19 protein-coding genes are annotated in these 24,742 nt (G+C 38.5%); 14 read left to right on the forward strand and 5 right to left on the reverse strand.

What is annotated here, in order from left to right; translation table 11 throughout:
• Position 1 precedes the first annotated feature (1 nt).
• The 11 genes from ACDF53_RS06735 to ACDF53_RS06785 all read left to right on the forward strand — a co-directional run bounded on the left by ACDF53_RS06735 (position 2) and on the right by ACDF53_RS06785 (position 13,784).
• Positions 2 to 688 (forward strand): dTMP kinase, encoded by a 687-nt coding sequence (locus ACDF53_RS06735; RefSeq protein WP_370815802.1) that lies wholly within the window; start codon positions 2 to 4, stop codon positions 686 to 688.
• 75 nt (positions 689 to 763) lie between these two features.
• The gene (locus ACDF53_RS06740) at positions 764 to 1,804 is read left to right on the forward strand and encodes an ATP-binding protein (protein ID WP_370815803.1); all 1,041 of its coding nucleotides are present in this window, start codon (positions 764 to 766) and stop codon (positions 1,802 to 1,804) included.
• Positions 1,805 to 2,650: a stage 0 sporulation family protein gene (locus tag ACDF53_RS06745; RefSeq protein WP_119206858.1), complete on the forward strand. Its 846-nt coding sequence runs from the start codon at positions 1,805 to 1,807 to the stop codon at positions 2,648 to 2,650.
• Entirely contained in the window at positions 2,643 to 3,368 is a 726-nt protein-coding gene (locus ACDF53_RS06750; protein WP_370815804.1) for a tRNA1(Val) (adenine(37)-N6)-methyltransferase, read from the forward strand. The genes ACDF53_RS06745 and ACDF53_RS06750 overlap by 8 nt, the downstream gene beginning before the upstream one ends.
• Positions 3,358 to 4,206, forward strand: a complete 849-nt coding sequence (gene rsmI, locus ACDF53_RS06755) for a 16S rRNA (cytidine(1402)-2'-O)-methyltransferase (protein ID WP_370815805.1) — start codon at positions 3,358 to 3,360, stop codon at positions 4,204 to 4,206. The genes ACDF53_RS06750 and rsmI overlap by 11 nt, the downstream gene beginning before the upstream one ends.
• 34 nt (positions 4,207 to 4,240) lie before the next feature.
• Complete coding sequence (gene metG / locus ACDF53_RS06760) at positions 4,241 to 6,187, forward strand: methionine--tRNA ligase (RefSeq protein ID WP_370815806.1); 1,947 nt, start codon at positions 4,241 to 4,243, stop codon at positions 6,185 to 6,187.
• Positions 6,187 to 6,957 (forward strand): TatD family hydrolase, encoded by a 771-nt coding sequence (locus ACDF53_RS06765; RefSeq protein WP_370815807.1) that lies wholly within the window; start codon positions 6,187 to 6,189, stop codon positions 6,955 to 6,957. The genes metG and ACDF53_RS06765 overlap by 1 nt, the downstream gene beginning before the upstream one ends.
• A 203-nt stretch (positions 6,958 to 7,160) precedes the next feature.
• On the forward strand, positions 7,161 to 8,708 hold the full coding sequence (gene ppx, locus ACDF53_RS06770) for an exopolyphosphatase (RefSeq protein ID WP_370815808.1): 1,548 nt from the start codon (positions 7,161 to 7,163) through the stop codon (positions 8,706 to 8,708).
• Positions 8,708 to 10,273 (forward strand): Ppx/GppA phosphatase family protein, encoded by a 1,566-nt coding sequence (locus tag ACDF53_RS06775; protein WP_370815809.1) that lies wholly within the window; start codon positions 8,708 to 8,710, stop codon positions 10,271 to 10,273. The genes ppx and ACDF53_RS06775 overlap by 1 nt, the downstream gene beginning before the upstream one ends.
• Positions 10,263 to 12,380, forward strand: coding sequence for a polyphosphate kinase 1 (gene ppk1 / locus ACDF53_RS06780; RefSeq protein ID WP_370815810.1), 2,118 nt, complete (start codon positions 10,263 to 10,265; stop codon positions 12,378 to 12,380). Before ACDF53_RS06775 ends, ppk1 begins: the two co-directional genes overlap by 11 nt.
• Positions 12,381 to 12,806: 426 nt before the next feature.
• The gene (locus ACDF53_RS06785) at positions 12,807 to 13,784 is read left to right on the forward strand and encodes a 3D domain-containing protein (RefSeq protein WP_005387109.1); all 978 of its coding nucleotides are present in this window, start codon (positions 12,807 to 12,809) and stop codon (positions 13,782 to 13,784) included.
• Positions 13,785 to 13,902: 118 nt separating this feature from the next.
• Here ACDF53_RS06785 and msrB read toward each other — a convergent pair whose 3' ends face one another.
• The 3 genes from msrB to ACDF53_RS06800 form a co-directional block, all read right to left on the reverse strand.
• On the reverse strand, positions 13,903 to 14,841 hold the full coding sequence (msrB, locus tag ACDF53_RS06790) for a peptide-methionine (R)-S-oxide reductase MsrB (RefSeq protein WP_370815811.1): 939 nt from the start codon (positions 14,839 to 14,841) through the stop codon (positions 13,903 to 13,905).
• Positions 14,842 to 15,963: a 5-methyltetrahydropteroyltriglutamate--homocysteine S-methyltransferase gene (locus tag ACDF53_RS06795; RefSeq protein WP_370815812.1), complete on the reverse strand. Its 1,122-nt coding sequence runs from the start codon at positions 15,961 to 15,963 to the stop codon at positions 14,842 to 14,844.
• A gap of 384 nt (positions 15,964 to 16,347) precedes the next feature.
• Entirely contained in the window at positions 16,348 to 17,286 is a 939-nt protein-coding gene (locus ACDF53_RS06800) for a LysR family transcriptional regulator (protein WP_370815813.1), read from the reverse strand.
• 104 nt (positions 17,287 to 17,390) lie between these two features.
• Between ACDF53_RS06800 and rnmV the strand changes: the two genes are divergently transcribed.
• Positions 17,391 to 17,918, forward strand: a complete 528-nt coding sequence (gene rnmV, locus ACDF53_RS06805; RefSeq protein ID WP_370815814.1) for a ribonuclease M5 — start codon at positions 17,391 to 17,393, stop codon at positions 17,916 to 17,918.
• Between the two features lie 13 nt (positions 17,919 to 17,931).
• Positions 17,932 to 18,786: a 16S rRNA (adenine(1518)-N(6)/adenine(1519)-N(6))-dimethyltransferase RsmA gene (gene rsmA / locus ACDF53_RS06810; RefSeq protein ID WP_005387099.1), complete on the forward strand. Its 855-nt coding sequence runs from the start codon at positions 17,932 to 17,934 to the stop codon at positions 18,784 to 18,786.
• Between the two features lie 89 nt (positions 18,787 to 18,875).
• Here rsmA and ACDF53_RS06815 read toward each other — a convergent pair whose 3' ends face one another.
• Both ACDF53_RS06815 and ACDF53_RS06820 read right to left on the reverse strand, forming a co-directional pair.
• On the reverse strand, positions 18,876 to 20,123 hold the full coding sequence (locus ACDF53_RS06815; RefSeq protein ID WP_370815815.1) for a sodium/glutamate symporter: 1,248 nt from the start codon (positions 20,121 to 20,123) through the stop codon (positions 18,876 to 18,878).
• 476 nt (positions 20,124 to 20,599) lie between these two features.
• The gene (locus ACDF53_RS06820) at positions 20,600 to 22,195 is read right to left on the reverse strand and encodes a peptide chain release factor 3 (RefSeq protein ID WP_370815816.1); all 1,596 of its coding nucleotides are present in this window, start codon (positions 22,193 to 22,195) and stop codon (positions 20,600 to 20,602) included.
• A 176-nt stretch (positions 22,196 to 22,371) separates the two neighbouring features.
• Here ACDF53_RS06820 and ACDF53_RS06825 point away from each other — a divergent pair, with 176 nt between their 5' ends.
• Positions 22,372 to 24,681 carry a DNA topoisomerase 3 gene (locus ACDF53_RS06825; protein WP_370815817.1) on the forward strand — a complete coding sequence of 770 codons (2,310 nt, stop codon included), beginning with the start codon at positions 22,372 to 22,374 and terminating at the stop codon, positions 24,679 to 24,681.
• Positions 24,682 to 24,742: the final 61 nt, after the last annotated feature.

Here is a 24,742-nt window from a genome sequence, read left to right on the forward strand (position 1 = left end):
TATGGGGACTTTAATCATACTAGAAGGTGGAGATGGCAGCGGTAAGGCTACGCAAACTAAACTATTAGTAGAGCGATTAACCAAGGAAGGTCATGCAGTTAAATCTGTAAGCTTTCCGAATTATGATAGCGGTGCTGCTATGCCTATAAAAATGTATCTAGCTGGAGAATTTGGCAAAGATGTGCATGATGTAAATCCTTATGTGGCAAGCTCCATGTACGCTATCGATCGCTTTGCTTCCTTTAGAACTGATTGGGAAGAGTTCTATACAAATGGGGGCATCATCATTGCAGATCGTTATACGACATCTAATATGGTGCACCAAATGGTAAAATACGACGATCAGAAGGAACGTACTGCATTTTTAGATTGGCTTGAAGACTTTGAGTTTAATAAATTTGGCTTGCCTACACCTGATGCAGTATGTCTCTTAGATATGCCTCTTGAAGTGAGTGAAGCCCTTATGGCAGAGCGCACTGGTAAAACGGGAGGTAATACAGGGGATATTCATGAAGGAAATCATCAGTATTTAGTAGCTGTTCACGATGCTTATGAAGAGCTAGTAGAACGCTATCAATGGCACCGTATTCCTTGTGCTATTAAAGATGGTGCTGGTCAATATGTGTTACGTACCATTGAAGACATTCATAACGATGTATATCAAGCAGTAGTAAATCTACTACCTTAGGATAGGGCGACTCTTTTAAAAGTCGCCTTTTTCTTATATAATATTAATATTGAGCATGTATTGATAGGAGGGGCTATGACATATTTTGATTCTATAATTGGTCAAGATTCGATCAAGGCACACCTATCGGAACTTGTAAGTCGTAATGCATTACCGCATAGCCTTTTGTTTTATGGTGAAGCAGGTCTTGGCAAGCTAGATATGGCCATAGGTCTTGCGTCTCTATTGTTGGGACGCCAAGTATTTTCTCAACCAAAGGGAGAAGCGTATTTAGCAGATGTAAAAGAAGCACGTCTTGCCAATGGTGAGACGGAAAAACGCATCGAAGCAGAAGGTTTACCTATCTATATGGATAAGGGAGATGCCTTTTGGATTCGCCCTATGAAGACGACACTAAAGGTAGAGCAGTGGTATTCATTATTGCAAGATCATCTGTCAGTAGCGGGGAATGGTAACCGCGTTGTCATTGTGGAGGACTTTCACACGGCCAATGCAGTCATGGCAAATGCTATGCTAAAAACCATTGAAGAACCACCTGAGCAGGTATATTTCATTATTATTACGAACAAGATTAATACTGTATTGCCAACCATCATTTCAAGATGTATGGGCGTAGGATTTAACAGTGTTGATATAGATACGATTCGCACAGCCCTTGTAGAGCGTGGCATCACAGGTGATATTGAACAAGCTTTATTAGCCGGTCATGGTAATCCGCAGTTAGTAGAAAAATTGGCTACGCAAGGTCGCATTGAAATGCTTGAGTTAGCCGTTAAGGTAATGGACACCCTTGCCTTTGAAACGCGATGGTTTTCTATGATTTCCTTAGCTTGTGAAAGTTTGCCTCGTGAAAGCCTAACAGAGTTGATGAACTGGTTGCGTCTCGTAAGTAGAGATATGATGGCTCTTAAGATGGGTGCACAAGATGGACAATTACAAGTACCTATGTACAAAACTCAATTATTACGATTATTACCGCGCTGGTCTATGCAAGCTTTGAATAAGGTGATTACTGAAACATTGCAAGCAGAACGGGCTTTGCGTTTACATATAAAAACCGCTCTCGTGGTGGACGGTCTTTGTATCGCCCTTCATGATGCTCGGGAGGAGGACTAAATGCTAACCATAGTTGGCGTACGCTTTAAAAAGGCGGGGAAGATTTACTATTTTCTGCCTGAACAATTAGAACTATCCGTTGGTGATGGGGTTATCGTTGAGACGGCACGTGGCGTCGAATACGGTACTGTTGTGATTGGACCTAAAGAGGTCTTTGAAGATACTGTTGTAGCTCCTGTTAAGCCTGTTATTAGAAAGGCAACACCAAAGGACTTAAAACAAATCGAGAAGAATAAAGAGCGCGAAGAAAAAGCCTTTGAAATTTGTCTCGAAAAAATTGGTAAACGTAAGTTGCCGATGAAACTCATCAATGTGGAATACACATTTGATATGAATAAAATTATATTCTTCTTTACAGCGGATGGTCGTATCGACTTCCGTGAGCTTGTTAAGGATTTAGCCACTGTATTTAGAACACGTATTGAGTTACGCCAAGTAGGCGTTCGTGATGAGGCTAAGGTCCTAAATGGTATCGGCGCTTGTGGTCGACCTTTATGCTGTTCTAATTTCTTAGGTGATTTCACACCTGTATCAATTCGCATGGCTAAGGATCAAAATTTGAGCCTAAACCCTACGAAAATTTCTGGTGTATGTGGCCGCTTGATGTGTTGCCTTAACTATGAAGATGATTTATATAAAAAGGGTGGCGACCTATATGTTAAGAAGGAACGCCCTCAAGCTCCTCAAGATGTAGCACCTCCAGGGATTGGTAAAGAGGTCGTTACCGATGAAGGTATTGGTAAGGTCTTAAAGGTAAATCACCATAAACATACTGTGAAGGTACAGCTTGAAGCGGGTCGTACCATCGATTTAAAATGGTCTGAGGTGGCATTGCCTGATGAATGATCAAGAACGACTTGATGATTTAATTATAGATGGATTACAAATTTATCAACGGACGGATATGTTTTGCTTTTCCTTTGATGCCATTGCACTCATTCACTTTTGCCGTTTCAATGGTCGTAAATCCTATGTTGACCTTGGCACGGGAACAGGTGTTATGCCACTTATAGGCACATCCCTAGGGGCAGGCCATATAACGGGTATTGATATTAACGAAACCCTTATCAAGTTAGCTCAGCGCAGTGTAGCGCACAATCATAAAGAAGATGTGGTAACTATGGTATGTGGTGATTATCGGCACATGTCGTATCGCGATGTACAGGACAAACCATTTGATGGTGTTATTATAAATCCGCCCTTTTATGATTGTGAAAGTGGGGCAATGCCTACTTCTGATGAAAGAGCTGTAGCTCTTCATGATGAACATACATCGTTACAAGAGGTTCTGAATGCAGTGCGGTCCTTTATTAAGTGTAAAGGTCGCTTGTGGATGATTTATAGCGCTAGTCGCCTCCAATATGTGCTACATGAACTGGAAGCAGCTAACTTTCAAGCTAAGCGCATTCGGTTTATTCACGGTATGATAGATAAACCAGCGAAACTCGTGCTAATAGAAGCTATCTATCAAGGGCAGGCTGGCCTTGTATTAGAACCACCACTAATCGTTTATGAGAAACCAAATGTGTACACAAAGGAGGTGTCCTCTTGGTATGAACGATAACGAATGGGGCACCTTATACTTGGTGCCTACACCGATTGGTAATTTAGAAGATATGACGTATCGCGCAGTTCGTATCTTAGGCGAAGTAGATGCTATCGCTGCTGAAGATACGCGTCATACGGGTATATTATTAAAATATTTTGATATTAAGAAGCCTTTGATTTCCTATCATGAACATAATAAGGAAGAAAAGGGTGCTTATATTATGGAGCTTTTATTAGAAGGCCAGTCCATTGCCTGCGTTAGTGATGCGGGCATGCCTGCTATATCTGATCCTGGGGCTGACCTAGTAACGAAGGCTATTGAAAAAGGCATAACCGTAGTGCCCTTGCCTGGTGCTAATGCGGCACTGACCGCACTCATCGCATCTGGCTTAGATACTAAATCCTTTACCTTTGCAGGGTTCTTACCGAAGCGGGGGAAACATCGAGTTGAAGAATTACAACGACTTTCACAGGTAACGGGCACCTTGATGTTTTACGAAGCACCCCATCGATTGCAAGAGGTCTTACAAGATATGTATGAATCCTTTGGCAATCGGTCCATAACGGTGGCAAGAGAATTAACGAAGAAGTTTGAAACCTTTGTGCGCACCGATTTGGAAAACCTTGTAAATGATTTGAATCAGCTCACCTATAAAGGGGAATTTGTTCTCATCGTAGGTGGCGCTGATACGATTGAGTCCGATACTGGTGAAGTTTTGGATGAACCAGTATCGTATGTAGATGCTGTACAAGCCCTTGTGGATGCAGGGGTGCAAAAAAAAGAAGCAATTCGCCAGGTGGCAAAACGTTTTAACGTTTCCCGCCGGGATGTATATAATATTGTAGAACGTTAAACCTTCCCATTCGAAGGTTAGAAGGAGACTCATCATGGGAGACACAAAAAAAACGTATTATATTACGACACCAATTTATTATCCAAGTGCTAAGTTGCACATTGGTCATACCTATTGTACATCTGTAGCCGATACAATTGCACGCTTTAAACGTTTAGCTGGTTATGATGTACGTTTCTTGACAGGTTCTGATGAACACGGTCAAAAAATTCAACGCGCTGCAGAAGCTCAAGGTATTACACCTCTTGAATATACTACAAATATCGTAAACGGCTTTAAAGCATTGTGGGAAAAAATGCATATTTCCAACGATGACTTCATTCGTACTACTGATGAACGCCATGAGAAGGTAGTACAAGAGCTTTTCACTAAAGCGTATGAAAAAGGCGATATTTACAAGGCTGAGTATGAAGGTTGGTATTGTACACCTTGTGAAACATTCTGGACTGAGCAAAAGCTAGGTGAAAATCATACATGTCCAGATTGTGGTCGCCCCGTAGAGCGCGTTAAAGAGGAAAGTTATTTCTTCAAACTCGGTAAATATACAGATCAATGGTTGAAATTTATCGAAGAAAACCCTGATTTTATTCAACCTGAATCTCGTCGTAACGAAATGATCCAATTCGTAAAACAAGGCCTTGAAGATTTAGCTGTATCTCGTACATCCTTTGACTGGGGTATCAAGGTACCATTTGATCCTAAACATGTCGTATATGTTTGGTTCGATGCATTAGTAAACTATATTAGTGCACTCTCTCCATTTGATGGTGATGGTGAATTATATAAAAAATACTGGCCAGCAGATCTTCACTTAGTAGGTAAGGAGATTGTACGTTTCCATACAATTATTTGGCCTATGATGCTCATGAGTCTTGAGTTGCCATTACCTAAAAAGGTATTTGGCCACGGCTGGATGATCGTTGACGGCACTAAAATGAGTAAATCCTTAGGTAATGTTATCGATCCTATTCCATTAATCGATACATATGGGGCAGATTCCTTACGTTACTATTTATTAAGTGAAATTACGCTCGGTAATGATGGTAACTTTACATTGCCTAACTTTGTGACAAAAATTAATGCCGATTTATCCAATGATTTGGGTAACTTGTTGAACCGTACCATTGCTATGATTGAAAAATACCATGGTGGTGTGATTACAAAATGCGATGATATGGATGATTTGGACCGTGATGTATCTACATTAGCTGTTCAAACTGCAAAAGAGTTTGAAGCAGCCATGGAAAATATGGAACTTAATAAAGCAATCAAAACTGTATGGTCCTTTATTGGTCGCATGAATAAATATATTGATGAAACAATGCCTTGGGTATTGGCTAAATCTGAAGATGCTCATGACAAAGCACGCTTGCAATCTGCTATGTATCACTTGGCAGAAGCATTGCGTATCATTGCAATCTTAGTAAGTCCTGTTATCCCTGTAGGTGCTCCAAAAATCTGGGATCAATTAGGACTTGCAGGATTTACAGATGCTACTCTGGAGGATGCAAAAGTTTGGGGCTTAATTCCAATAGGTACAAAGGTTGTAAAAGGTGATCCTATTTACCCACGTTTTGAAATTCCTGAAATGGTAGAAGTTGTTGTGGAAGAGAAGATTGAAGAAGCTGTAGACACATCTAATATTCCATCATTAAAAGAAAACATTACGTACGATGATTTTGAAAAATTAGATCTTCGTGTAGCAAAAGTTGTAAGCTGTGAAAAGGTTCCTAAGTCCAAGAAATTATTGAAATTTGTATTGGATATCGGTATTGAAGAACGCACAGTATTAAGCGGTATTTCTCAATATTATGAACCAGAAGCTATGGTTGGTAAAAAGGTAATTTACTTGGCTAACTTGGCTCCTAAAAAGATGATGGGCATTGAGTCTTATGGTATGATTTTGTCCGCATCTGATTGGGAAGAACATTTAGAAGTAACAAATATCGAATCTTTACCAGCAGGAAGTGTGGTTAAATAATGAAGCTCTTTGATTCACATGCTCATGTAAATGACGGTCGTTTTGATAACGACCGTGATGAGATGTTACAAGCTTGCTTTGATGCAGGCGTAGAATATATTATGATTCCAGGGGTTGACAGAGGTACTGTTGAATCAGGCCTAGCTTTGGCGGAACAGTATGATCGTTTATATGCCGCTGTAGGTACACATCCTCATGAGTCGAAAGATTTTACAGAAGAAGACTATGAGTTCTATAAGGATCAAGCCCTTAATAATGATAAAGTACGTGCTATCGGTGAAATTGGCTTAGATTATTACTATGATTTTTCTGACCGTGAAACACAAAAACGCGTATTCATTTGTCAATTAGAGCTTGCTCGTGAAGTAGATTTACCAATTATCATTCATGACCGCGATGCACATGGGGATATTATGAATATCTTGCGCAATGAAGGTAAGGATAATTGGGGTATTTTCCACTGCTACTCTGGTAGCTGGGAAATGGCAAAAGAAGCTATTAAATTAGGATTCTACATATCCTTTGCGGGCCCTGTAGTATTCCCTAAGTCTACAAACCTTAAAGAAGTAGCTAAACAAGTACCATTAGATCGAATTCTTATCGAAACAGATTCACCATATTTGACACCACCACCATTTAGAGGCCGTCGCAATGACCCAAGCAAGACTCAGTTTGTAGCAGAGGAAATTGCTACCCTTAAAGGTATGGATGTAGATGAGTTCTGTGAGATTACCTATAATAATGGTAAACGTGTATTCGGTATAGAGTAATTTTGATACTAGTCAACATAAATGCTGATAAATAAAATATTGTAAATGTCTAATGGCATTGTTCTAATTCTTAGGATATCTATTCAGAATTATTAGAATCATAAATTATAAAACGCGATTCTCCCTTAGCGGTGAGAATCGCGTTTTTCTATGGTATACTAAAGTATATTCATACTGAACTATAGTAAGTCGAGGTTAGTAGCATGAAACGTATTGCATTTATAGATTTAGGATCCAACTCCGTTCGTTTTGTCATCTATGAGATTTCTAAGACCGGTAGTTATCGTCTCATATACCAAGAAAAAGAGAGTGTCCGTTTAAGTGAAAATATGTGGGGCACCCATGAGTTAACAAAAGAAGCTATGGAACGCTCTCTTCGTGCTTTAAAAGGCTTTGTTCATATGGCTGACGCTATGGAGGTAGATACCATAAAAGCTGTTGCTACGGCTGCAGTACGTTTAGCTAAAAATGGAGATGCTTTTATTAAAGCCGTAAAAGAACGAACAGGTCTCGATTTAGACTGTATTGCCGGTGAAGAAGAGGCTCGACTTGGATTCCTTGGGGTAATCAATACAATTGGTCTTAAAGATTTTATTATCTTCGATTTAGGCGGAGCTAGTACCGAGGTAACGTTAGTAAAAAATCGACAGATTGTGAAGGCTGCTAGTTTACCTATAGGGGCACTTACTTTAACTGGAACCTATCAAAAGGGCGATGAGTATACCCCTAAGGAACTAGAAAAAATGACAAAGGCTGTAAAGAAAACTATTAGGGAGCATACTTGGCTTCAAAATGTGAAACTACCTTTGTTAGGCATTGGCGGTACAGCTCGTAATATTGCTAAAATAGATCAACGTAAGCTATCATATCCCATTACGAAACTACATAACTATGAGCTACCATATCATAGATTTCATGAAATCTTAGAAGATGTAAAGGGAAAATCCTTAGAAGCCCGTAAAAAAATTAGTGGCCTATCATCTGAGCGTGCCGACATAATTATTGCAGGACTTACTATTGTGGATGAGCTTTTTAATTATGTTAATACAAAGACTCTTGTTGTGGGCGGTTGTGGATTGCGTGAAGGTTTGTTTTACGATTATTATGGAAATCATTATTTAGGTGGACAGAATATTATTGATGATATTCTCGTTCATTCTGCAGAGAATGTACTATTAGGTATGACAAAGCATGAGCTAGTACATGCTAAGTATATTACGAAATTAGCCACCACTTTATATGATGCGTTAGAGCCACTTCATAAGGCCGATAAGCATTTTAGACGATGTTTGATTGCAGCGGGGTTGTTGCATGATATAGGTAAACGAGTTAATTATTATAGTCATGCTCGTCATGGCTGTTATATGCTCGTCAATAGTAATTTATATGGGATTTCTCATGTTGAACAGGCGTTTAGTGCTTTTTTAGTCATGAATTCTCATGGTTTGACGCCAAAGGAATATAAGAATTTCTTATATGGTAAATTGTTAGATCAAGAACAACGCTCATTAGGTCAAAAGCTTTCTATTATTTTAGCGATTGCAGAGGCTCTTGATGAAAGCCACGAACAATTTATCAAACAGTTAGAGGTAAATATTAAATACACTAGTGTAGTTATAAAAGTGTTTTATTTAGAAGGACGCGATGTGAGTGTCACTAAAACGGCGGTAGAAAAACTTTCAAAATCATTCAAAAAAGAATTCAACAAATCCTTAGAAATAGAATGGCATGAATCTCGTAAGGAGGCATAATGACATTACCAAAAACATTACGATATGCGGTATTACATGTCGGCTCTAGTAGCATGAGCATTACCATATTAGAATATAAAGGCATAGACGATGTACGTGTTATCGATTATGCGGCGAGAGAGGTAACCTTTGGAGAAGAATTATTTCAAACATCTCGATTGAGCTTTAAAACAATTGAAGAAATCTGTCATATTTTAAAAGGATATAAGCAACTAATGGCAGACTATGGCGTGAGTCGTTCTAAGCTATATGGTACGACTGTAATTCGTGAAGCCGCTAATCGTCGCAGTATTCTAGATCAAATCTACATTCAAACGGGGATGCGCGTTGAGGTCATCGATATGCCGAAAGAGGTATATTACAAATATGCTTTGTTGTATTACAAAATGACGCATCAATATAAACTGACGGATCCTACTAAGGCAACATTATTCTTGGATATCACCTCTGGTGGGGTAGGCTTAACTGTGTGGCGTGGTGAAAGTTTGCTGTTCCAACGCAATATGCATAGCGGGTCCTTACGTGTTATGGAGTCATTTAATCGAAATCAACGGTCTTCCATATCATTCCCAAGGGCTATTACAGAATACTTACATCGTATGATAGGTCCTCTTCGTGAAGAATTACAAACTTTTAATATTGATAGCATCGTCTTATCAGGTGATGAAGCTCAATATATGACTCATTTAATGGGGCAAGAAAATAATAAAGAAGACATTATTACTGTTGAACCAGAACGATTCAAAGGGCTTATCAATTCTTTTGACGGTGTGACAGCTACTAAGTTGATGAATCGCTATAAATTACCTGAATATAAGGCCAATATTTTAATGCCTACCATGATTTTGTTTAATGAAATCATTACAGCTATAGAGCCTAAATCATTAATTTTCAGTAGCTTTTCATTCTCTCAAGGCATTAGTTGGTTCTACGGTGTGGAAACCGAGAATAATCTATTTATGTATCAATTGCGCGAACAAAATGCACAGTTAGCACGTGCTGTTGCCGCAAGATATCATACTGACCGAATTCATGATGCGGAGGTAGAGAAATTTAGCTCTTTATTCTGTAAAGCATTGCGACATAAAGGCTTACCAGAGCGGTGGGGCTATCTATGTCGTATCGCAGCTATCCTTTGCTCTGTCGGTAAGTTTGTGAATTTACGAAATCATGGGGAGCATGCGTATCATATTGTAATGGGGACCGATATATTTGGGCTTTCAGAAGAAGAAAAACAAGTAGTTGCTAATGTTGTATATTACCACTACAAGGGAACTCCAAATGATGACGATGCATATTTCAATGCATTAACAGAGTTACAAAAAATTCAAGTTACAAAGCTGGTAGCCATTATTCGGGTCGCTTGTGCACTTGATGCAGGTAGTAACCAAAAAATCTCTGAAGTAACATTAGAAGAGCGAGATAATGTACTTTATGTATTCTGTCGTACTAATGAGGATATTTCATTAGAATGGTGGACCTTTGACCGTGATTCGGAATACTTTACAGAGGTATTTGGTATGGAAATCGTACTAGTTAGGGGAGGGGATCGTCATGTTCAGTAATGCAAAGTATTATTTTAACCGTGAATTATCTTGGTTAAAGTTTAATCAGCGCGTTTTATTAGAGTCTATTGATACCAATACTCCTCTATTAGAACGACTTCGATTTATTGCTATTGCTAGCTCTAATTTAGATGAGTTCTTTATGATTCGTGTAGCCGGGTTACGTCATCAAGTGGTCAATGGTATTGTTAAGTACGATGCGGCTCATATGGATGCTAAGGCACAGTTAAAGGCTATTGATGAGTCTGTACAGCGCCTCGTATCGATGCAAAGTACATATCTAAAGAATGTATTGTCTGAATTAGAATCTCATGGATTTTATTTTACCTATCCAGATCAGTTAGACGTAAAATCAAAGGCTTGGTTACGTCACTATTTTGAAGAACATATCTACCCTGTTGTAACGCCTCTAGCCGTTGACTCTGGACATCCATTTCCATTTTTAACAAACCATACCATCAATGCTATTGTACGTATTTTTCAAGTATTGCCGGATGGTACAAAAGATTATAAAATTGCAATCTTACCAATTCCGTCTGTACTAAATCGTATTATTGAAATACCTAGCCGTAGCAATAAAGAGCATCGCTTTGTATATTTGGAGGATGTGATTACCTATTATGCGACTCAATTCTTCCAAGGTTATGGTATAGAAGATTTTATGGTGTTCCGTATAACTCGTGATGCGGATTTGGAAATTGATGAAGAAGAAGCAACAGATTTGCTTTCTGAGGTAGAAGCATCTTTGCGTCGTCGACGTCGTGGTGATGCGGTACGATTAGAGGTTTGTGGTGATGTAAAGGATAATCTGTTAGACTTTGTACTCACCAGTGTTGAATTAGAGCCAAAGGATGTATATCGTATAGATGGTCATCTTGATTGTCGTATGTATTTTGATTTCTGTAACTATCCAGGTCTAGATCATCTTCGTTATGCTCCATTTGAACCTAAACTTCCTAGTGAATTAGTAGATCATGAAGGGGAAAGTCTATTCTCTGTTATTGGAAAGCAAGACTTATTTGTTCACCATCCCTTTGAGTCTTTTGCGGTGGTAGAACAATTTATAGCACAAGCAGCTACGGATCCAGATGTATTGGCTATTAAACAAACTTTATATCGCGTCAGTGGCGATTCGCCTATTATAGCTTCACTTATAAAAGCGGCCGATAATGGCAAGCAAGTAACCGTACTTATGGAGGTTAAAGCACGGTTTGATGAAGAAAATAATATTCATATGGCACGCCGCTTAGAAAAGGCTGGCTGTCATGTTATTTATGGCTTGAAAGGTCTTAAAACTCACTCCAAGATTACCATGGTTGTTCGTAGAGAAGATACCGGTATTAGACGTTATGTTCACCTAGCTACAGGTAACTATAATGGTAAGACGGCACGAATGTATACGGACTGTGGCATATTCACATGTAATGACGAATATGGTGATGATGCATCTCGTTTCTTTAATTTAATTTCCGGCTATTCCGATCCTCCAATTTGGAATAAATTTATTGTAGCCCCTTTAAATTTGCGGGAAAAAATAATGGAATTGATTGATCGTGAAATTGAATTCGCAAAACAGGGAGAAGAGGCTTATATCATTGGCAAAATGAATTCCTTGCTCGATAAAGAAGTCATCGCTAAACTCTATGAAGCTTCTGCTGCAGGTGTTCGCATTGATCTCATCGTTCGTGGTATCTGTACACTTCGACCTGGCATTGCTGGAGTAAGTGATAATATAACGGTTCGTTCCGTCGTAGGGCGTTTTTTAGAACATCATCGTTTATTTTATTTCCGTAATGGGGGAAATGAAAGTCTATTCCTATCTAGTGCAGACTGGATGCCACGGAATTTAAATGAACGTGTAGAACTTATGATTCCTATTGAAGATAAATGTCATAAGGAGCGCGTTAAAGGTATTTTAGATTTATATTTAGAAGATACCTTAAAAGCTCATATTATGAGAGCAGATGGTTCGTATCGTAAAATTAATGATAGAGAACATCCAATTTCTGCTCAAGAGGAGCTTATGAAAGAAGCTATTGCTCGAGAGTACAAGGAATCGATGACCGTTATTGAGCGTTTACAACCAATGTTTAAAATGAATAAATGATGAAATTCATACATAGTGTTGAATGATGAATTTTAATACATTTATATAATACTGAAAAAGCCTGTTTTTACAGGCTTTTTTACATGTATACATATTTAAAAATGAGATAAAAATGAAGTTTTCTGATATGTAGAAAATTTTGGTAACAATTGAAAAACACATAAAAATACAATTTATGTTATAAAAAAAACTGGTATACTATATATGGTAGTGGTATCGTATATATGTACACAATTCGGAATATATTGTATAGTATTAAAAAATATAGATATGTACGTATGCAGTGGACTTTTTACAAAAATATAGAAAGTGATATTAATAAAAAAGCAGTATCTATATAGGTTTATCTATTATTGTTAACCTTTGGTGTTTGACAGGTTATATCTATCTGTAGTAGAATAATTACATTACAGGAGGGATTACAATATGAGAATTCATAAGACACACAAACGATATATTTCGTCTGTTGTTGCTGGATTGATTGTAACAGCTGTAACTATGACAGGTTTTTCTTATAATGATAAAACCGTTACCGTTATGGTAGATGGTGCAGCACACACTGTTAGAACACATTTAAATTCTAACGAAGGTATCGTACGCGATGCCGGGGTTAAATTAAATCCAAATGATAAAGTTATTTCCAGCTCAACATCTGTTCAAAATGGTACAACATTAACTGTTGTACGTGCCATTCCAGTTTATGTAACTGTTAATGGTAAGACTAGAGCTGTTTTCACAACAGAAACAACTGCACAAGGCGTTGCTAATGAACTTGGTTTCAAAATGCCTAACTACGCTGTAGTAGGCGATGCAAATGGTTCTGTATTAAGTGGTACACATATTACAATTGCACAAGTAACAAGTCGATCCTTGTCTACTGTTGATCAAGAAATTGCTATTCAAGTAATTCGACAAAAAGATGATACAATGGCACAAGGTGAAGAAGAGGTTGTTCAAGTTGGTCAACCTGGTTTAGAACGAGTGCAACGTGAAACATTATATAGTAATGGTACGGTTATTAAAACAAATGACGTATCTAAAGTAACACAACGCGAAATGGTACCTACTATTATTAAAGAAGGTACTCGTGAAGTGACTACATCTCGTAATATTGCTGGTCGCTCATCTCGTGCTATCGTAATGGAAGCTTCTGCTTACCTTGCTGGCGATGGTGATGGTGCTGGTATTACGGCAACGGGTGTACCTGCAGTACGCGGTATTGCAGCGGTTGACCCAGATGTTATTCCATTGGGGACACGTTTATTTATCCCTGGTTACGGTGAAGCTATTGCTGCTGATACAGGCGGTGCCATTGTGGGTAACAAAATTGACCTTGTAATGGACTCTTATGGTGAGGCTATGGACTTTGGTCGTCAAGACGTTACAGTGTACGTATTGGACTAATATGAAGATTTAGAGGATATATCTATTAGGTATATCCTCTTTTTATTGAATCTTAGGATTAGTAAGCAATCACAGTAGATATAGTAAAAGGACGCCTTATAATTAAGGCGTCCTTTTTTTAGTCTTCAATATATGGAATTAAATATTCGTACTTTGTACCTTTTAAATTATCTTTAGGAATAAATCGTAAAGCAGATCCGTTAATACAGTAGCGAAGTGAACCATTAGGACCATCTTCAAATACATGGCCTAAATGCGCATTACCAATACGGCTGCGGACTTCGATGCGATTCATGCCATGAGAGTCATCTTGATAGTATTTAATGACATCCTTTGTGATTGGCTTTATGAAGCTAGGCCAACCACAGTGAGACTCAAATTTATGGGCGGACACGAAGAGGGGTTCTCCCGTAGTGATATCTACATAAAGACCTGCTTTAAATTCATCAGTTAACTCATGACTGAATGGTGCATCTGTAGCAGAGTTTTGTGTAACTTCGAACTCTTGAGGAGATAAAGCCTTGAGATCTTCCTCAGAAGGCTTATTATAGGCATTGTCATCGATAAGTGGCTCATCAGATAGGCCTAATGGAATGTGACAATAACCGTTAGGGTTTTTATCTAAGTAATCTTGATGATATTCCTCTGCAGAGTAGTAGTTAGATAGAGGTAATATTTCAATAGCAAATGGTTTACCTTCGAAGGATTGAGCACGAGCTAAGGTACGTTCAATAATAGCCTTATCGGCTTTATCTATATAGTAAATACCAGTTCGATATTGAATACCTACGTCGCCACCTTGTTTATTAATACTAAATGGATCGATAGCACGTAGGAAATATTGAATCAAATGGTCCAAGGAGAGTATGTCTGCATCGTAGGTAACCTTTAGCGCTTCCACGTGACCACTATCATGACAGACATCTTCATAACTTGGATTTTCCGTAGGACCATTGGCATAGCCTACTTCAGTGGAAATCACGCCAGAGATTTTTCTAATATACCCTTGAAGGCCCCAGAAACAACCGCCCCCTAAATATATAGTATGTTCATTCATTTAATCACCCCAAACTTCATGAGCTATTTCTTTAACTAATGCAAGTTTAGCCCATTGTTGCTCTTCGGTCAATTGGTTGCCGATTTCACAAGATGCGAAGCCACATTGAGGGGAGAGGCAAAGTCTTTCAAGAGGAATATATTTTGTAGCTTCTTTGATACGTTCTTTGATAACCTCTTTATCCTCTAATTCTGGGCATTTAGATGTAATAAGACCTAATACGACTTTTTTATTAGGAGAAACTTCACGCAATGGTTCAAATCCACCAGAGCGATCATCATCAAATTCTAGATAGTATGCATCTACTTTTTCTTTGGCGAATAGAATTGGTGCAACTGGTTCATAACCACCACTAGCAGCCCAAGTAGAGTTATAATTACCACGGCATACATGCGTTGTGAACGCCAAATCATGAGGTCGACCTTCGAGTGCTAAGTTATTTAAGCGAAGGTATTTAGCTGTTTCACCTTCAATAGTAACGTTTTTATCTTTTTGGCGACCAGTCCAGTAAGCGTGGTCACAGCACATACCCCAAGTGCAATCATCAAATTGGATGTTGCGGCAACCTGCTTCATAGAGGTCTTTAATTACTTGACGGTATGCAGCAGCAATGTCTTGAATTAATTCTTCTAAATCAGGGTAGAAGGAGCGTGTTGTAATACCATTATCCTCACGGAATAATTCAGCTAAGAATTGGGATGGAGCAGGAATTGTTTGACGAGCCGTAGTATGTTCATCTTCAAATTGTTTTACGAATTTGAAATGCTCTACAAATGGATGGTTAGTACCTGTAATTTTACCAGTAAGGGCGAGAGAGCCTGGCGCAGTTTCTTGTCCAACGAATTTGTAACCGTGTTCAAGTTCAATTTCTTTTACGCCATTGAATCCCCACATGAAATCTAAGTGCCAGTATGCACGGCGGAATTCACCATCAGTGATAACAGGAAGACCTGCTGCTTTTTGTTTTTGAATGAGGTCTGTAATGAGACGATCTTCAACAGCTGTTAGTTCTTCTCTTGTAATATTTCCTTTTGTAAAAGCTTCACGAGCTTCTTTTAATTCTGCTGGGCGTAGGAAGGAACCTACGATATCAAAATGAAATGGTGCTAATTGTTTGGACATAGTTATAATCCTCCTTATATAAACGGTAAAACCGATAGATTCGATAGGTTTATTATAACTAAGGATGAGCATATATAAAAATATCAATATATTAATGTTGTATATAGTTTTTAGTTATATCAGCGGATTATTTTTTTTGTTTCAGTTATATCGAGATATGAAGGTAATATAGTATCAACTCAATTGTAGAGTATCCTATGCTTTTCTTCGGCGTATTTGATAGTAGTTAGATTTTCTACATATATTAAAAAGCACTTCCTAAATGAACTGTACCCAAAAAATTGGACACAATTTTTCGAGGTACAGTTCAAAATCGAGAGTGCTTTTATTTAAAGTTAAACTATTATGTAGAGCAGTTGAAATATAATCAAGAATCCTACAATATTATTCTTTTGTTTCAGGTAGTTTAATATGTCTACCATAGTTGCCTACATACTGTTCTAAGGCTTGAATATATTCTTGCCCTAAACGGCTGCGATGCATTTTGTTATTGGTAATGTAACCGATGTGCATCAAACCTTCTTCGGCAAGAGGTACAGAGATAATATTTTCCCCATTTACTTCTTCATCTATGACACCACTTGATACGGTATATCCATCTAGACCAAGTAATAAACTAAAGAGGGAAGCTCTATCGCGTACACGAATATGTTTTGGTCGTACAACGGTACTAAAGATTTCTTCAGAGAAATAGAAGGAGTTGTGATCGCCTTGCTCAAAGGAGATATAAGGATATTCCTCTAACTCGTCCATAGACACAACCTTTTTATTAGCTAGTGGATGGTTTTTGCCTATGAAAATATGTGGGTGTGCGGTAAATAACTCTGTAAATGTTAATTCATTAGTGTGAATTAATTTCTCTAGTACAGGTCTGTTGAAATCATTATAGAAGAGTAAACCAATCTCACTCTTCATATGAGCTACGTCATCGATGATTTCATAGGTTTGGGTTTCTCGTAAGGATACATCATATTGATCGATGCCTGCGCTTTTTAATAGTTCTACAAAGGCATTCACTGCAAAGGAGTAATGTTGCGTAGAAACGGAGAATTGTTTTTTACCACCGCTTTGGCTTTTATATTGCTCTTCCAATAAAGCGGCTTGTTCTAGTACTTGGCGTGCATAGCCGAGGAAACGTTCCCCTTCTTTAGAAACAGTAATCCCTTTATTGGTTCGGTCGAAAATGGTAATGCCCATTTCCTTTTCCAATTCCTTAATAGCTTTTGTTAGACTTGGTTGCGAGACGAAGAGTCTCTTAGCAGCTTCACTAATACTGCCTATATTTGCAATTGTTGTGACATACTTTAATTGTTGTAAGGTCATAATGGCCTCCTTTTATATATTACACTACCTATACTACTCGATTATAAGTATTTAAGCAATGTTATATATATGTTACAATGTACTAATAGAATAAAGGAGGACCTATGCTCAAACAAGTCATCGTAGTAGAAGGAAAATCTGATATACAACGTATTGCACAAGCCGTGGAAGCAGACTGTATTGCGACAGAGGGTTTTACACTTCGTAAAGGCGTTATTGATATGATTCGTGTAGCTTATGAAAAGCGAGGTATCATCATATTAACAGATCCTGATACAGCAGGAGAAAGAATTCGTCGCGTATTAACAAAAAAATTCCCTAATGCACAGCATGCTTTTGTCCCTCGTGATGAAGCTTTTGCAAATGATGATATTGGCATAGAACAAGCATCTCCAGAATCCATTAGAAAGGCTTTATCTACATTACATGTAGAATCCTTGGAATCATCTAACGAATTTTCTATGGTAGATCTAGTTCGTCATGGGTTATCAGGTATGCCAGATAGTGCTGCTCGCCGTGCGGTTATTGGTGCTAAGTTAGGCATTGGTTATGGCAATGGGAAACAGTTTTTATACTGTTTAAATCACTACGGTATAAGCCGAGATGCTTTTGAAGAGGCTGTAAATAGTTAAAATAGGAGTTAAGATGTTAGAATCAGTAATTGCAAGCCCTGAAGTAGTACATTATATATGTAAACGCTTCGATATTAAAATGAGTAAGAAATTAGGGCAGAACTTTCTTATTAAGAGAGGTATTGTAGACGAAATTGTACATGCTGCGGAATTGACACCTGGTGAACCTGTACTAGAGGTAGGTCCTGGTATTGGGACATTGACACAGGGGTTAGCACAAAGTGGTGCCGATGTAACTGCCATTGAATTAGACCGTCGCTTATTAGAGGTTCTAGATACTACGTTGGCCTCTTATGATAATGTACGTATTGTCCATGGTGATGTGTTGAAACTCGATGTGCCAACCATTATGAACCATAAACCATTTAAAGTGGTTGCTAATTTGCCATACTATATTACAACACCTATTATTATGTCTCTATTGGAAAGTAAATTACCGATAGAACGCCTTGTTGTAATGGTGCAAAAAGAGGTGGCCTTACGTATGGTGGCTAAGCCAGGTACAAAGGATTATGGTGCACTATCTGTAGCCGTACAGTACTATACTGAGCCAGATATTGTACTTGATGTACCGCCTAAATCTTTCTTGCCGGCTCCAGCTGTAACAAGCTCTGTTATTCGCTGCGTATTACGTGACAAGCCTCCTGTTGATGTTATTGACGAGAAACTATTCTTCCGAGTTGTGAAAGCTGGTTTTGCGCAACGACGTAAAACATTCGCTAATACAATGAAAACAACGGGCTTATCAAAAGACAGAATCGAAGAGCTATTAGCAAAAGCCAATATCGATGGGCAACGAAGAGGAGAGACATTCACTCTTCAAGAGTTTGCTGATGTAGCTAATGCATGGGCTGCTTTAATTAAATAGAATAATGTAAAAAGAGCTCATTAGATTGATAACATATCATTCTAATGAGCTCTTTTCATGAAAAAAGGACCCAAATGGGTCCTTTTTATTTAGTAAAGAATGCCAGCCATTGTTGTAATTAGGAAAGCATTAGCAAAGTCGATTAAGAATGCACCTACCAAGGAAACTACGAGCCATGCACGAGGGGATGGACCATGTTTACTTGCTAAGGATAACATATTAACCAATGCATTTGGTGTAGCACCTAAGCCGAAGCCGATGGCACCAGCGCCAAGCATAACAGCATCGTAGTTGCGACCAAAGATGAAGTAGATAATGTATGCAAATACACAGATAAGTACACATTGTGCTAGTAAAATTGTAATAAGTGGTAAAGCAAGATCGATTAATTGAACTAGTTTCAAGCTATTGATAGCCATAGTTACGAATAGAGATAATGCTACATTGGATACTGCATCAAGTGCGGCATCGTTGATTTTGTAAGCTTTAGTGAAGTCACCGTAGTTACGGATTACTGCGGCACAAATCATTGCGCCGATATATGCAGGAAGTGGAGTTAAGATAGATAAACCAGCACTTACGATAGTACCGATACCTAATGCAAGGCCAATCCACATACAGATTGTTAAAAGATCTTGGGAATTGAACTGTTTGCCACCACTTTCAACGTGATCCTCAATCATGTCAATGCCTTCATCTTCCATTAACTCTGGGTTTTCGTAAGGTGTTTTAACTTTGTGCATTTTAATAATGCGTTCACCTACAGGAGCACCGAGAATTGTACCTGCTACCATACCGAATGTTGCGGCAGCAACCGCTGCGGATGCTGTACCAGGGATACCAAGCAATTGTTCGTAATATGGACCGAAGGCGCCAGCAGTACCAAGACCACCAATCATAGATACGGAACCAGCCATAATACCGATGATTGGTTCAACACCTAACGCTTTAGCAATCATAATACCTGCTGTGTTTTGTACAACAATCCATACTGCACAAGCGAGGAAGAAGAAGATAATGAAGATACCGCCTTTTTTGAGGACTTTCAAAGAAGCCATCAAACCGATAGTAGTAAAGAAGGCAAGCATTAAGAATGTTTGTAGGGAGCCTTCAAAGGTAATGTTCAAAATCTTATAGTAAGAAAGAATGGCAGTTAAGAATGCAAATGGCAAAGCCCCTACAGCTGGTGCAGGCATACACATACGTTGCAAGAACTTGGAATGCTTGTTAATCCAAGTACCAATGAATAACGTGATTACAGCGAGGCCTACAGTTTGGATCATAGACAGTTTCAATGTCCATACATCGTTGACTAACGCTAAGTCAATAAGTGGCATAAAATCACTCCTTTAAAATAAAAAATAAAACTTATATTTTATGGTATCATGAATGGTCGAAAAAAACTATAGAATATATAAGGTATAATAATTATATATTATTTATTTTCAACACTCACAACAACAGTAAAACCATTAGATAATATATAACTATATTAAGTATATATCATTTTATAATACATTTATATTATATACAAAAATACGAGAAAGTAATAGTATAAATTACTTCCCTACATAATCATACTATATGTATTCGACTAAATTCTGTGATTTTCCTGCCTGTTATAAAAAAAATAAACTGGAATATATTTCTAATTTTTATATATTAAGAAATATATTCCAGTTGTTATTATCAAGAGATTTATAGGGTGCTTAACTATTGAGATTTGCAGTTAAGCTCATGTCTGCTACATAGTACATCTTGCATTTAGAAGGGCGGAGTATAGATCTAGAAAGATAGGCTATAAGCGTCAATACTATAGTTCGTGATGAAGTTTTGGGGTCGTTAAGAATGTAACGTCAGGATTACGTTCTTGAACCCAACCCATTTGCCATTCATTGGAGATGAGGACTACAGTACGATCACGATTATCTTTAACGATCATCGCATTGTCTACACCTTTTAAAGATGTAATATCTACTTCACCATCAATCCAACGAGCAACACTGTATGGTAATGTATTATTTAATAAATCAACACCATATTCATTTTTTAGACGGTATTCCAGAACTTCAAATTGAAGCATACCTACGGCACCAACGACAAAGGAATCAAGGGCACCTGGTTGTTCAAAGATTTGAACAGCACCTTCTTGGGCCAACTGTGTCATGCCTTTTTGGAATTGCTTACGCTTCATCGTATCTTTTGGAGATACGCGGGCGAAGAATTCTGGTGGGAACACAGGGAAGTCACCAAATGTTACCTTGTGTTTTTGTGCACATAGTGTATCGCCTACACCCATTGTGCCAGCATCAAAGACCCCGATAATATCACCAGGATATGCATCTTCTACGATGGTACGTTCGGTAGCCAAGAATTGTTGAGGCTGAGACAAGCGAATCGTCTTGTTAGATTGGCGATGTAATACGGACATACCTTTTTCGAATTTACCAGAGCAGATACGCATAAATACGATGCGGTCGTGGTGATTAGGGTCCATATTCGCTTGAATTTTAAATACTAAAGCGGAGAAGTCTTCGCTTGTAGGTTGCACCATTTCTTCCACGGCTTGTCGTGGAGCAGGGGATGGAGCCAGTTCCAAGAATTTTTCCAAGAATGGTTTTACACCAAAGTTAGTCATAGCGGAGCCGAAGAACATTGGGGTTAATTCACCAGCACGAACCTTATCAAAATCGAATGGATCGCCAGCAACGTCTAATAATTCAATATCATCAAGCAATGCTTGATATACGTCGTCACCTAATAATTCTTTCATGCGAGGATCCGTCAAAGCACCTTTTTCAGAGGCTAACTTTTCTTGACCATGTGTTTCGTCTTTTGCGAAGAGCTCGATAGTTTCGTGCTCTCTATCGTATACGCCTTTGTATTCACCGTTGATGCCAATTGGCCAGTTCATAGGGCAAGTACGAATGCCAAGAACGTTTTCGATTTCTTCCATTAAGTCAAATGGGCTACGACCGAAATGGTCAATTTTATTTACAAAGGTAAAGATAGGAATACCGCGTTCTTTAGATACGGCAAATAGTTTTTTCGTTTGCGCTTCGACACCTTTTGCAACGTCGATAAGCATGACAGCGCTATCGGCAGCCATCAATGTACGGTATGTATCTTCAGAGAAGTCTTGGTGACCAGGGGTATCTAGGATGTTGACACGACAGCCATCGTAGTCGAATTGCAATACGGAACTCGTTACAGAGATACCACGTTGTTTTTCGATCTCCATCCAGTCAGATACGGCGTGTTTTGCTGTTTTACGAGATTTAACGGACCCCGCCAAGTGAATGGCACCACCGTATAAAAGTAATTTTTCTGTTAATGTAGTTTTACCCGCATCCGGGTGAGATATGATAGCAAACGTACGACGACGTTGCACTTCTTCTAAAAATGTCATAGTTCACCTCTATTGTTTCGTTTGTGAAAGTCTTATTTTAATATATCATCTTCACACCATTCATATCTTTAAAATTATACATGATTTTGGTAGTTATGACCACTAAATTGTAGTATAATGAGATTTCAAAGAGCGGCTTGGGGAATAGCCGTTATTTTATGTTAAGGAGGGGGACCATGCGGTTATTTATTGCGGAAAAGCCATCCATGGCTCGCGAAATTAGTAAATGCTTGCCAGAAAATAAGAATATCCAAAAACGGAATGGCTATTTTATCCAAGGTGATGATGTGGTGACTTGGGTTGTAGGTCACGTGTTACATCAAGCAGAACCTGGTGATTACGATGATAAATATATCCGCTGGCGCCCTCAAGATTTACCTATTGTGCCTGATGAGTGGAAGTTACTCGTTACGGATAGTAGTCGTCAACAGTTTGAGACTGTAAAAGAATTGATTGGTAAAGCGGACATTATCGTCAACGCAGGTGACCCGGACAGGGAAGGGCAATTGTTGGTTGATGAAGTATTATATTATGTAGGAAATACAAAACCTGTACAACGTATCTTGCTAAATGCATTGGACGAAAAATCTGTTCGTGCCGCTTTAAATGATCTACGGGATAATAAAGACTTTCACAATCTATATCAATCTGCATTGGCTAGAGCACGTGCAGACTGGCTTATTGGCATGAATTTATCTCGTGCCTATACCTTATCTGAACGATATAAAGGCAATAAAGTAACATTACCTATCGGTCGTGTTAAGACTCCAACGTTAGCCCTTGTAGTGCGCAGAGAGCGAGAACTAGCGGCCTTTAAACCGATCGATTATTTTACGTTAAAGGTTTTATATAATCATCCGAATGGTGTATTCTGGGCTGCGTGGCAGCCTACAGACGAACAAAAGGGGCTTGACCCAGATGGACGCCTTATTAATAAAGCTATAGCCGATGAATTAGTTGAGCGCTTACAGAATGGTCCCGATGGAGTTATTAAAGCTGTTACAAAATCTAAAAAGAAAGATGTACAGCGTTTACCATTGTCTCTATCATCTTTACAGGTATTAGCTGGTAAAGCTTTTTCCTATGATCCGCAAACTGTACTTGATACAGCACAGAAACTATACGAAAAGAAATTGACTACGTACCCTCGTTCTGATTGTGAATATTTACCACCAAATCAATATGGTGACCGCAATGCAATTCTCAATAATTTACAGAATGCAGGAGATGAAAGATTGGCACAGTGGGCTACGGATGCAGACCGCTCCATTAAGAGCCGCGCTTGGAATGAAAAGAAAATTACAGCCCATCATGCTATTATCCCTACGACTGTAGCGTGTAATATGAATAGCTTGTCTCGAGAGGAACGCAATATTTACTTCCTTATAAGTCAGGCCTATATTGCTCAGTTTTATGGAGAACATATTTATGAGCAAACTAAAATTGTCGTGGAGCAATGCGAAGAAGAGTTTGTTGCTAATGGCCGTGTAGTTATAGACGAAGGATGGAAATTACTTTATAAACGACAAAAGTCTAGATCTATGACAGATACTGATGAACCTGATTTAACTGATGAACGTGGCGCAGAAACGGATTCTAAAAAAGAGGCTATTGAAGAAACAGATCATTTGCCTGTTGTAAAGAAGAATGATTCTGTGCTTTACACGGATTCCTCTGTAGAGGCGAAGCAAACTAAGCCGCCTTCTCGCTTTACACCGTCTACGTTGTTACAAGCAATGAAGGAAATTCATAAGTTTGTAAAAAATGAAGATTTGAAAAAGCAATTAAAGGCGGTTTCTGGTATTGGTACAGAAGCGACTCGTGCTAATATTATTGACGAACTCATCAGTCGTGGGTTTATGAAAACATCTGGTAAGAAGCAAGTTCTATCACCTACGGAAACGGGCTATCTTTTAGTAGATGCGTTGCCTGATGAATTGTTATATCCTGATGAAACAGCTGTTTGGGAAGAACGCTTGGCCCTCATGAGTGAAGGGGAGGATACATTAGATTCCTTCTTATCTGATCAAGTTAAGTTTTTGCAATTATTGATCGATAAGCTTAGCTTTGATAAACAGGTAAACTCTGGTCAGATGATGCCCAATGTAGTTCGTACCATAACGAATCAAAATCGGAAACGTCCAATGGATAATTCTGATGTAGATCTATCTTCTTTGCCGGTCTGTCCTAAGTGTAATAAGGGCAGAATGCAACAGCGTAATGGTAAATTCGGTGCTTTTTTAGGCTGTACCAATTATCCGGCTTGCAAACATACACAACCTGTTGAGGGGGATACTTCAAAGGGTGAAAGTAATATCACTGTGTCTGACGAAGATAAGCAATATAAATGCCCGCGATGTAAAGAAGGGTATTTTATTAAACAAGAGGTGAGAGGACGTATTAACTGGATATGCAGTAATCGATCTCAATGCAAGACACAATGTTCCGATGTGAATGGAGTGCCAAGCATTTATGTTAATAAATAATAAGATGTATATTAGTTAAAAACATAAAAAAGACGCGTACAGATTTTTCTGTACGCGTCTT

This window comes from Veillonella sp. (assembly GCF_041333735.1).
Taxonomy (GTDB): Bacteria; Bacillota; Negativicutes; order Veillonellales; family Veillonellaceae; genus Veillonella.

Excerpts from the sequence above, each read along its gene's own strand:
- ACDF53_RS06820 (WP_370815816.1), bottom strand. The coding sequence starts at position 22,195 with ATGACATTTTTAGAAGAAGTGCAACGTCGTCGTACGTTTGCTATCATA.
- ACDF53_RS06750 (WP_370815804.1), top strand. The coding sequence starts at position 2,643 with ATGAATGATCAAGAACGACTTGATGATTTAATTATAGATGGATTACAA.
- ACDF53_RS06745 (WP_119206858.1), top strand. The coding sequence starts at position 1,805 with ATGCTAACCATAGTTGGCGTACGCTTTAAAAAGGCGGGGAAGATTTAC.
- ACDF53_RS06800 (WP_370815813.1), bottom strand. The coding sequence starts at position 17,286 with ATGACCTTACAACAATTAAAGTATGTCACAACAATTGCAAATATAGGC.
- metG (WP_370815806.1), top strand. The coding sequence starts at position 4,241 with ATGGGAGACACAAAAAAAACGTATTATATTACGACACCAATTTATTAT.
- ACDF53_RS06795 (WP_370815812.1), bottom strand. The coding sequence starts at position 15,963 with ATGTCCAAACAATTAGCACCATTTCATTTTGATATCGTAGGTTCCTTC.
- rnmV (WP_370815814.1), top strand. The coding sequence starts at position 17,391 with ATGCTCAAACAAGTCATCGTAGTAGAAGGAAAATCTGATATACAACGT.
- ACDF53_RS06785 (WP_005387109.1), top strand. The coding sequence starts at position 12,807 with ATGAGAATTCATAAGACACACAAACGATATATTTCGTCTGTTGTTGCT.
- ppx (WP_370815808.1), top strand. The coding sequence starts at position 7,161 with ATGAAACGTATTGCATTTATAGATTTAGGATCCAACTCCGTTCGTTTT.
- ppk1 (WP_370815810.1), top strand. The coding sequence starts at position 10,263 with ATGTTCAGTAATGCAAAGTATTATTTTAACCGTGAATTATCTTGGTTA.
- ACDF53_RS06825 (WP_370815817.1), top strand. The coding sequence starts at position 22,372 with ATGCGGTTATTTATTGCGGAAAAGCCATCCATGGCTCGCGAAATTAGT.
- ACDF53_RS06765 (WP_370815807.1), top strand. The coding sequence starts at position 6,187 with ATGAAGCTCTTTGATTCACATGCTCATGTAAATGACGGTCGTTTTGAT.
- ACDF53_RS06735 (WP_370815802.1), top strand. The coding sequence starts at position 2 with ATGGGGACTTTAATCATACTAGAAGGTGGAGATGGCAGCGGTAAGGCT.
- msrB (WP_370815811.1), bottom strand. The coding sequence starts at position 14,841 with ATGAATGAACATACTATATATTTAGGGGGCGGTTGTTTCTGGGGCCTT.
- ACDF53_RS06775 (WP_370815809.1), top strand. The coding sequence starts at position 8,708 with ATGACATTACCAAAAACATTACGATATGCGGTATTACATGTCGGCTCT.
- ACDF53_RS06815 (WP_370815815.1), bottom strand. The coding sequence starts at position 20,123 with ATGCCACTTATTGACTTAGCGTTAGTCAACGATGTATGGACATTGAAA.
- ACDF53_RS06740 (WP_370815803.1), top strand. The coding sequence starts at position 764 with ATGACATATTTTGATTCTATAATTGGTCAAGATTCGATCAAGGCACAC.
- rsmA (WP_005387099.1), top strand. The coding sequence starts at position 17,932 with ATGTTAGAATCAGTAATTGCAAGCCCTGAAGTAGTACATTATATATGT.
- rsmI (WP_370815805.1), top strand. The coding sequence starts at position 3,358 with ATGAACGATAACGAATGGGGCACCTTATACTTGGTGCCTACACCGATT.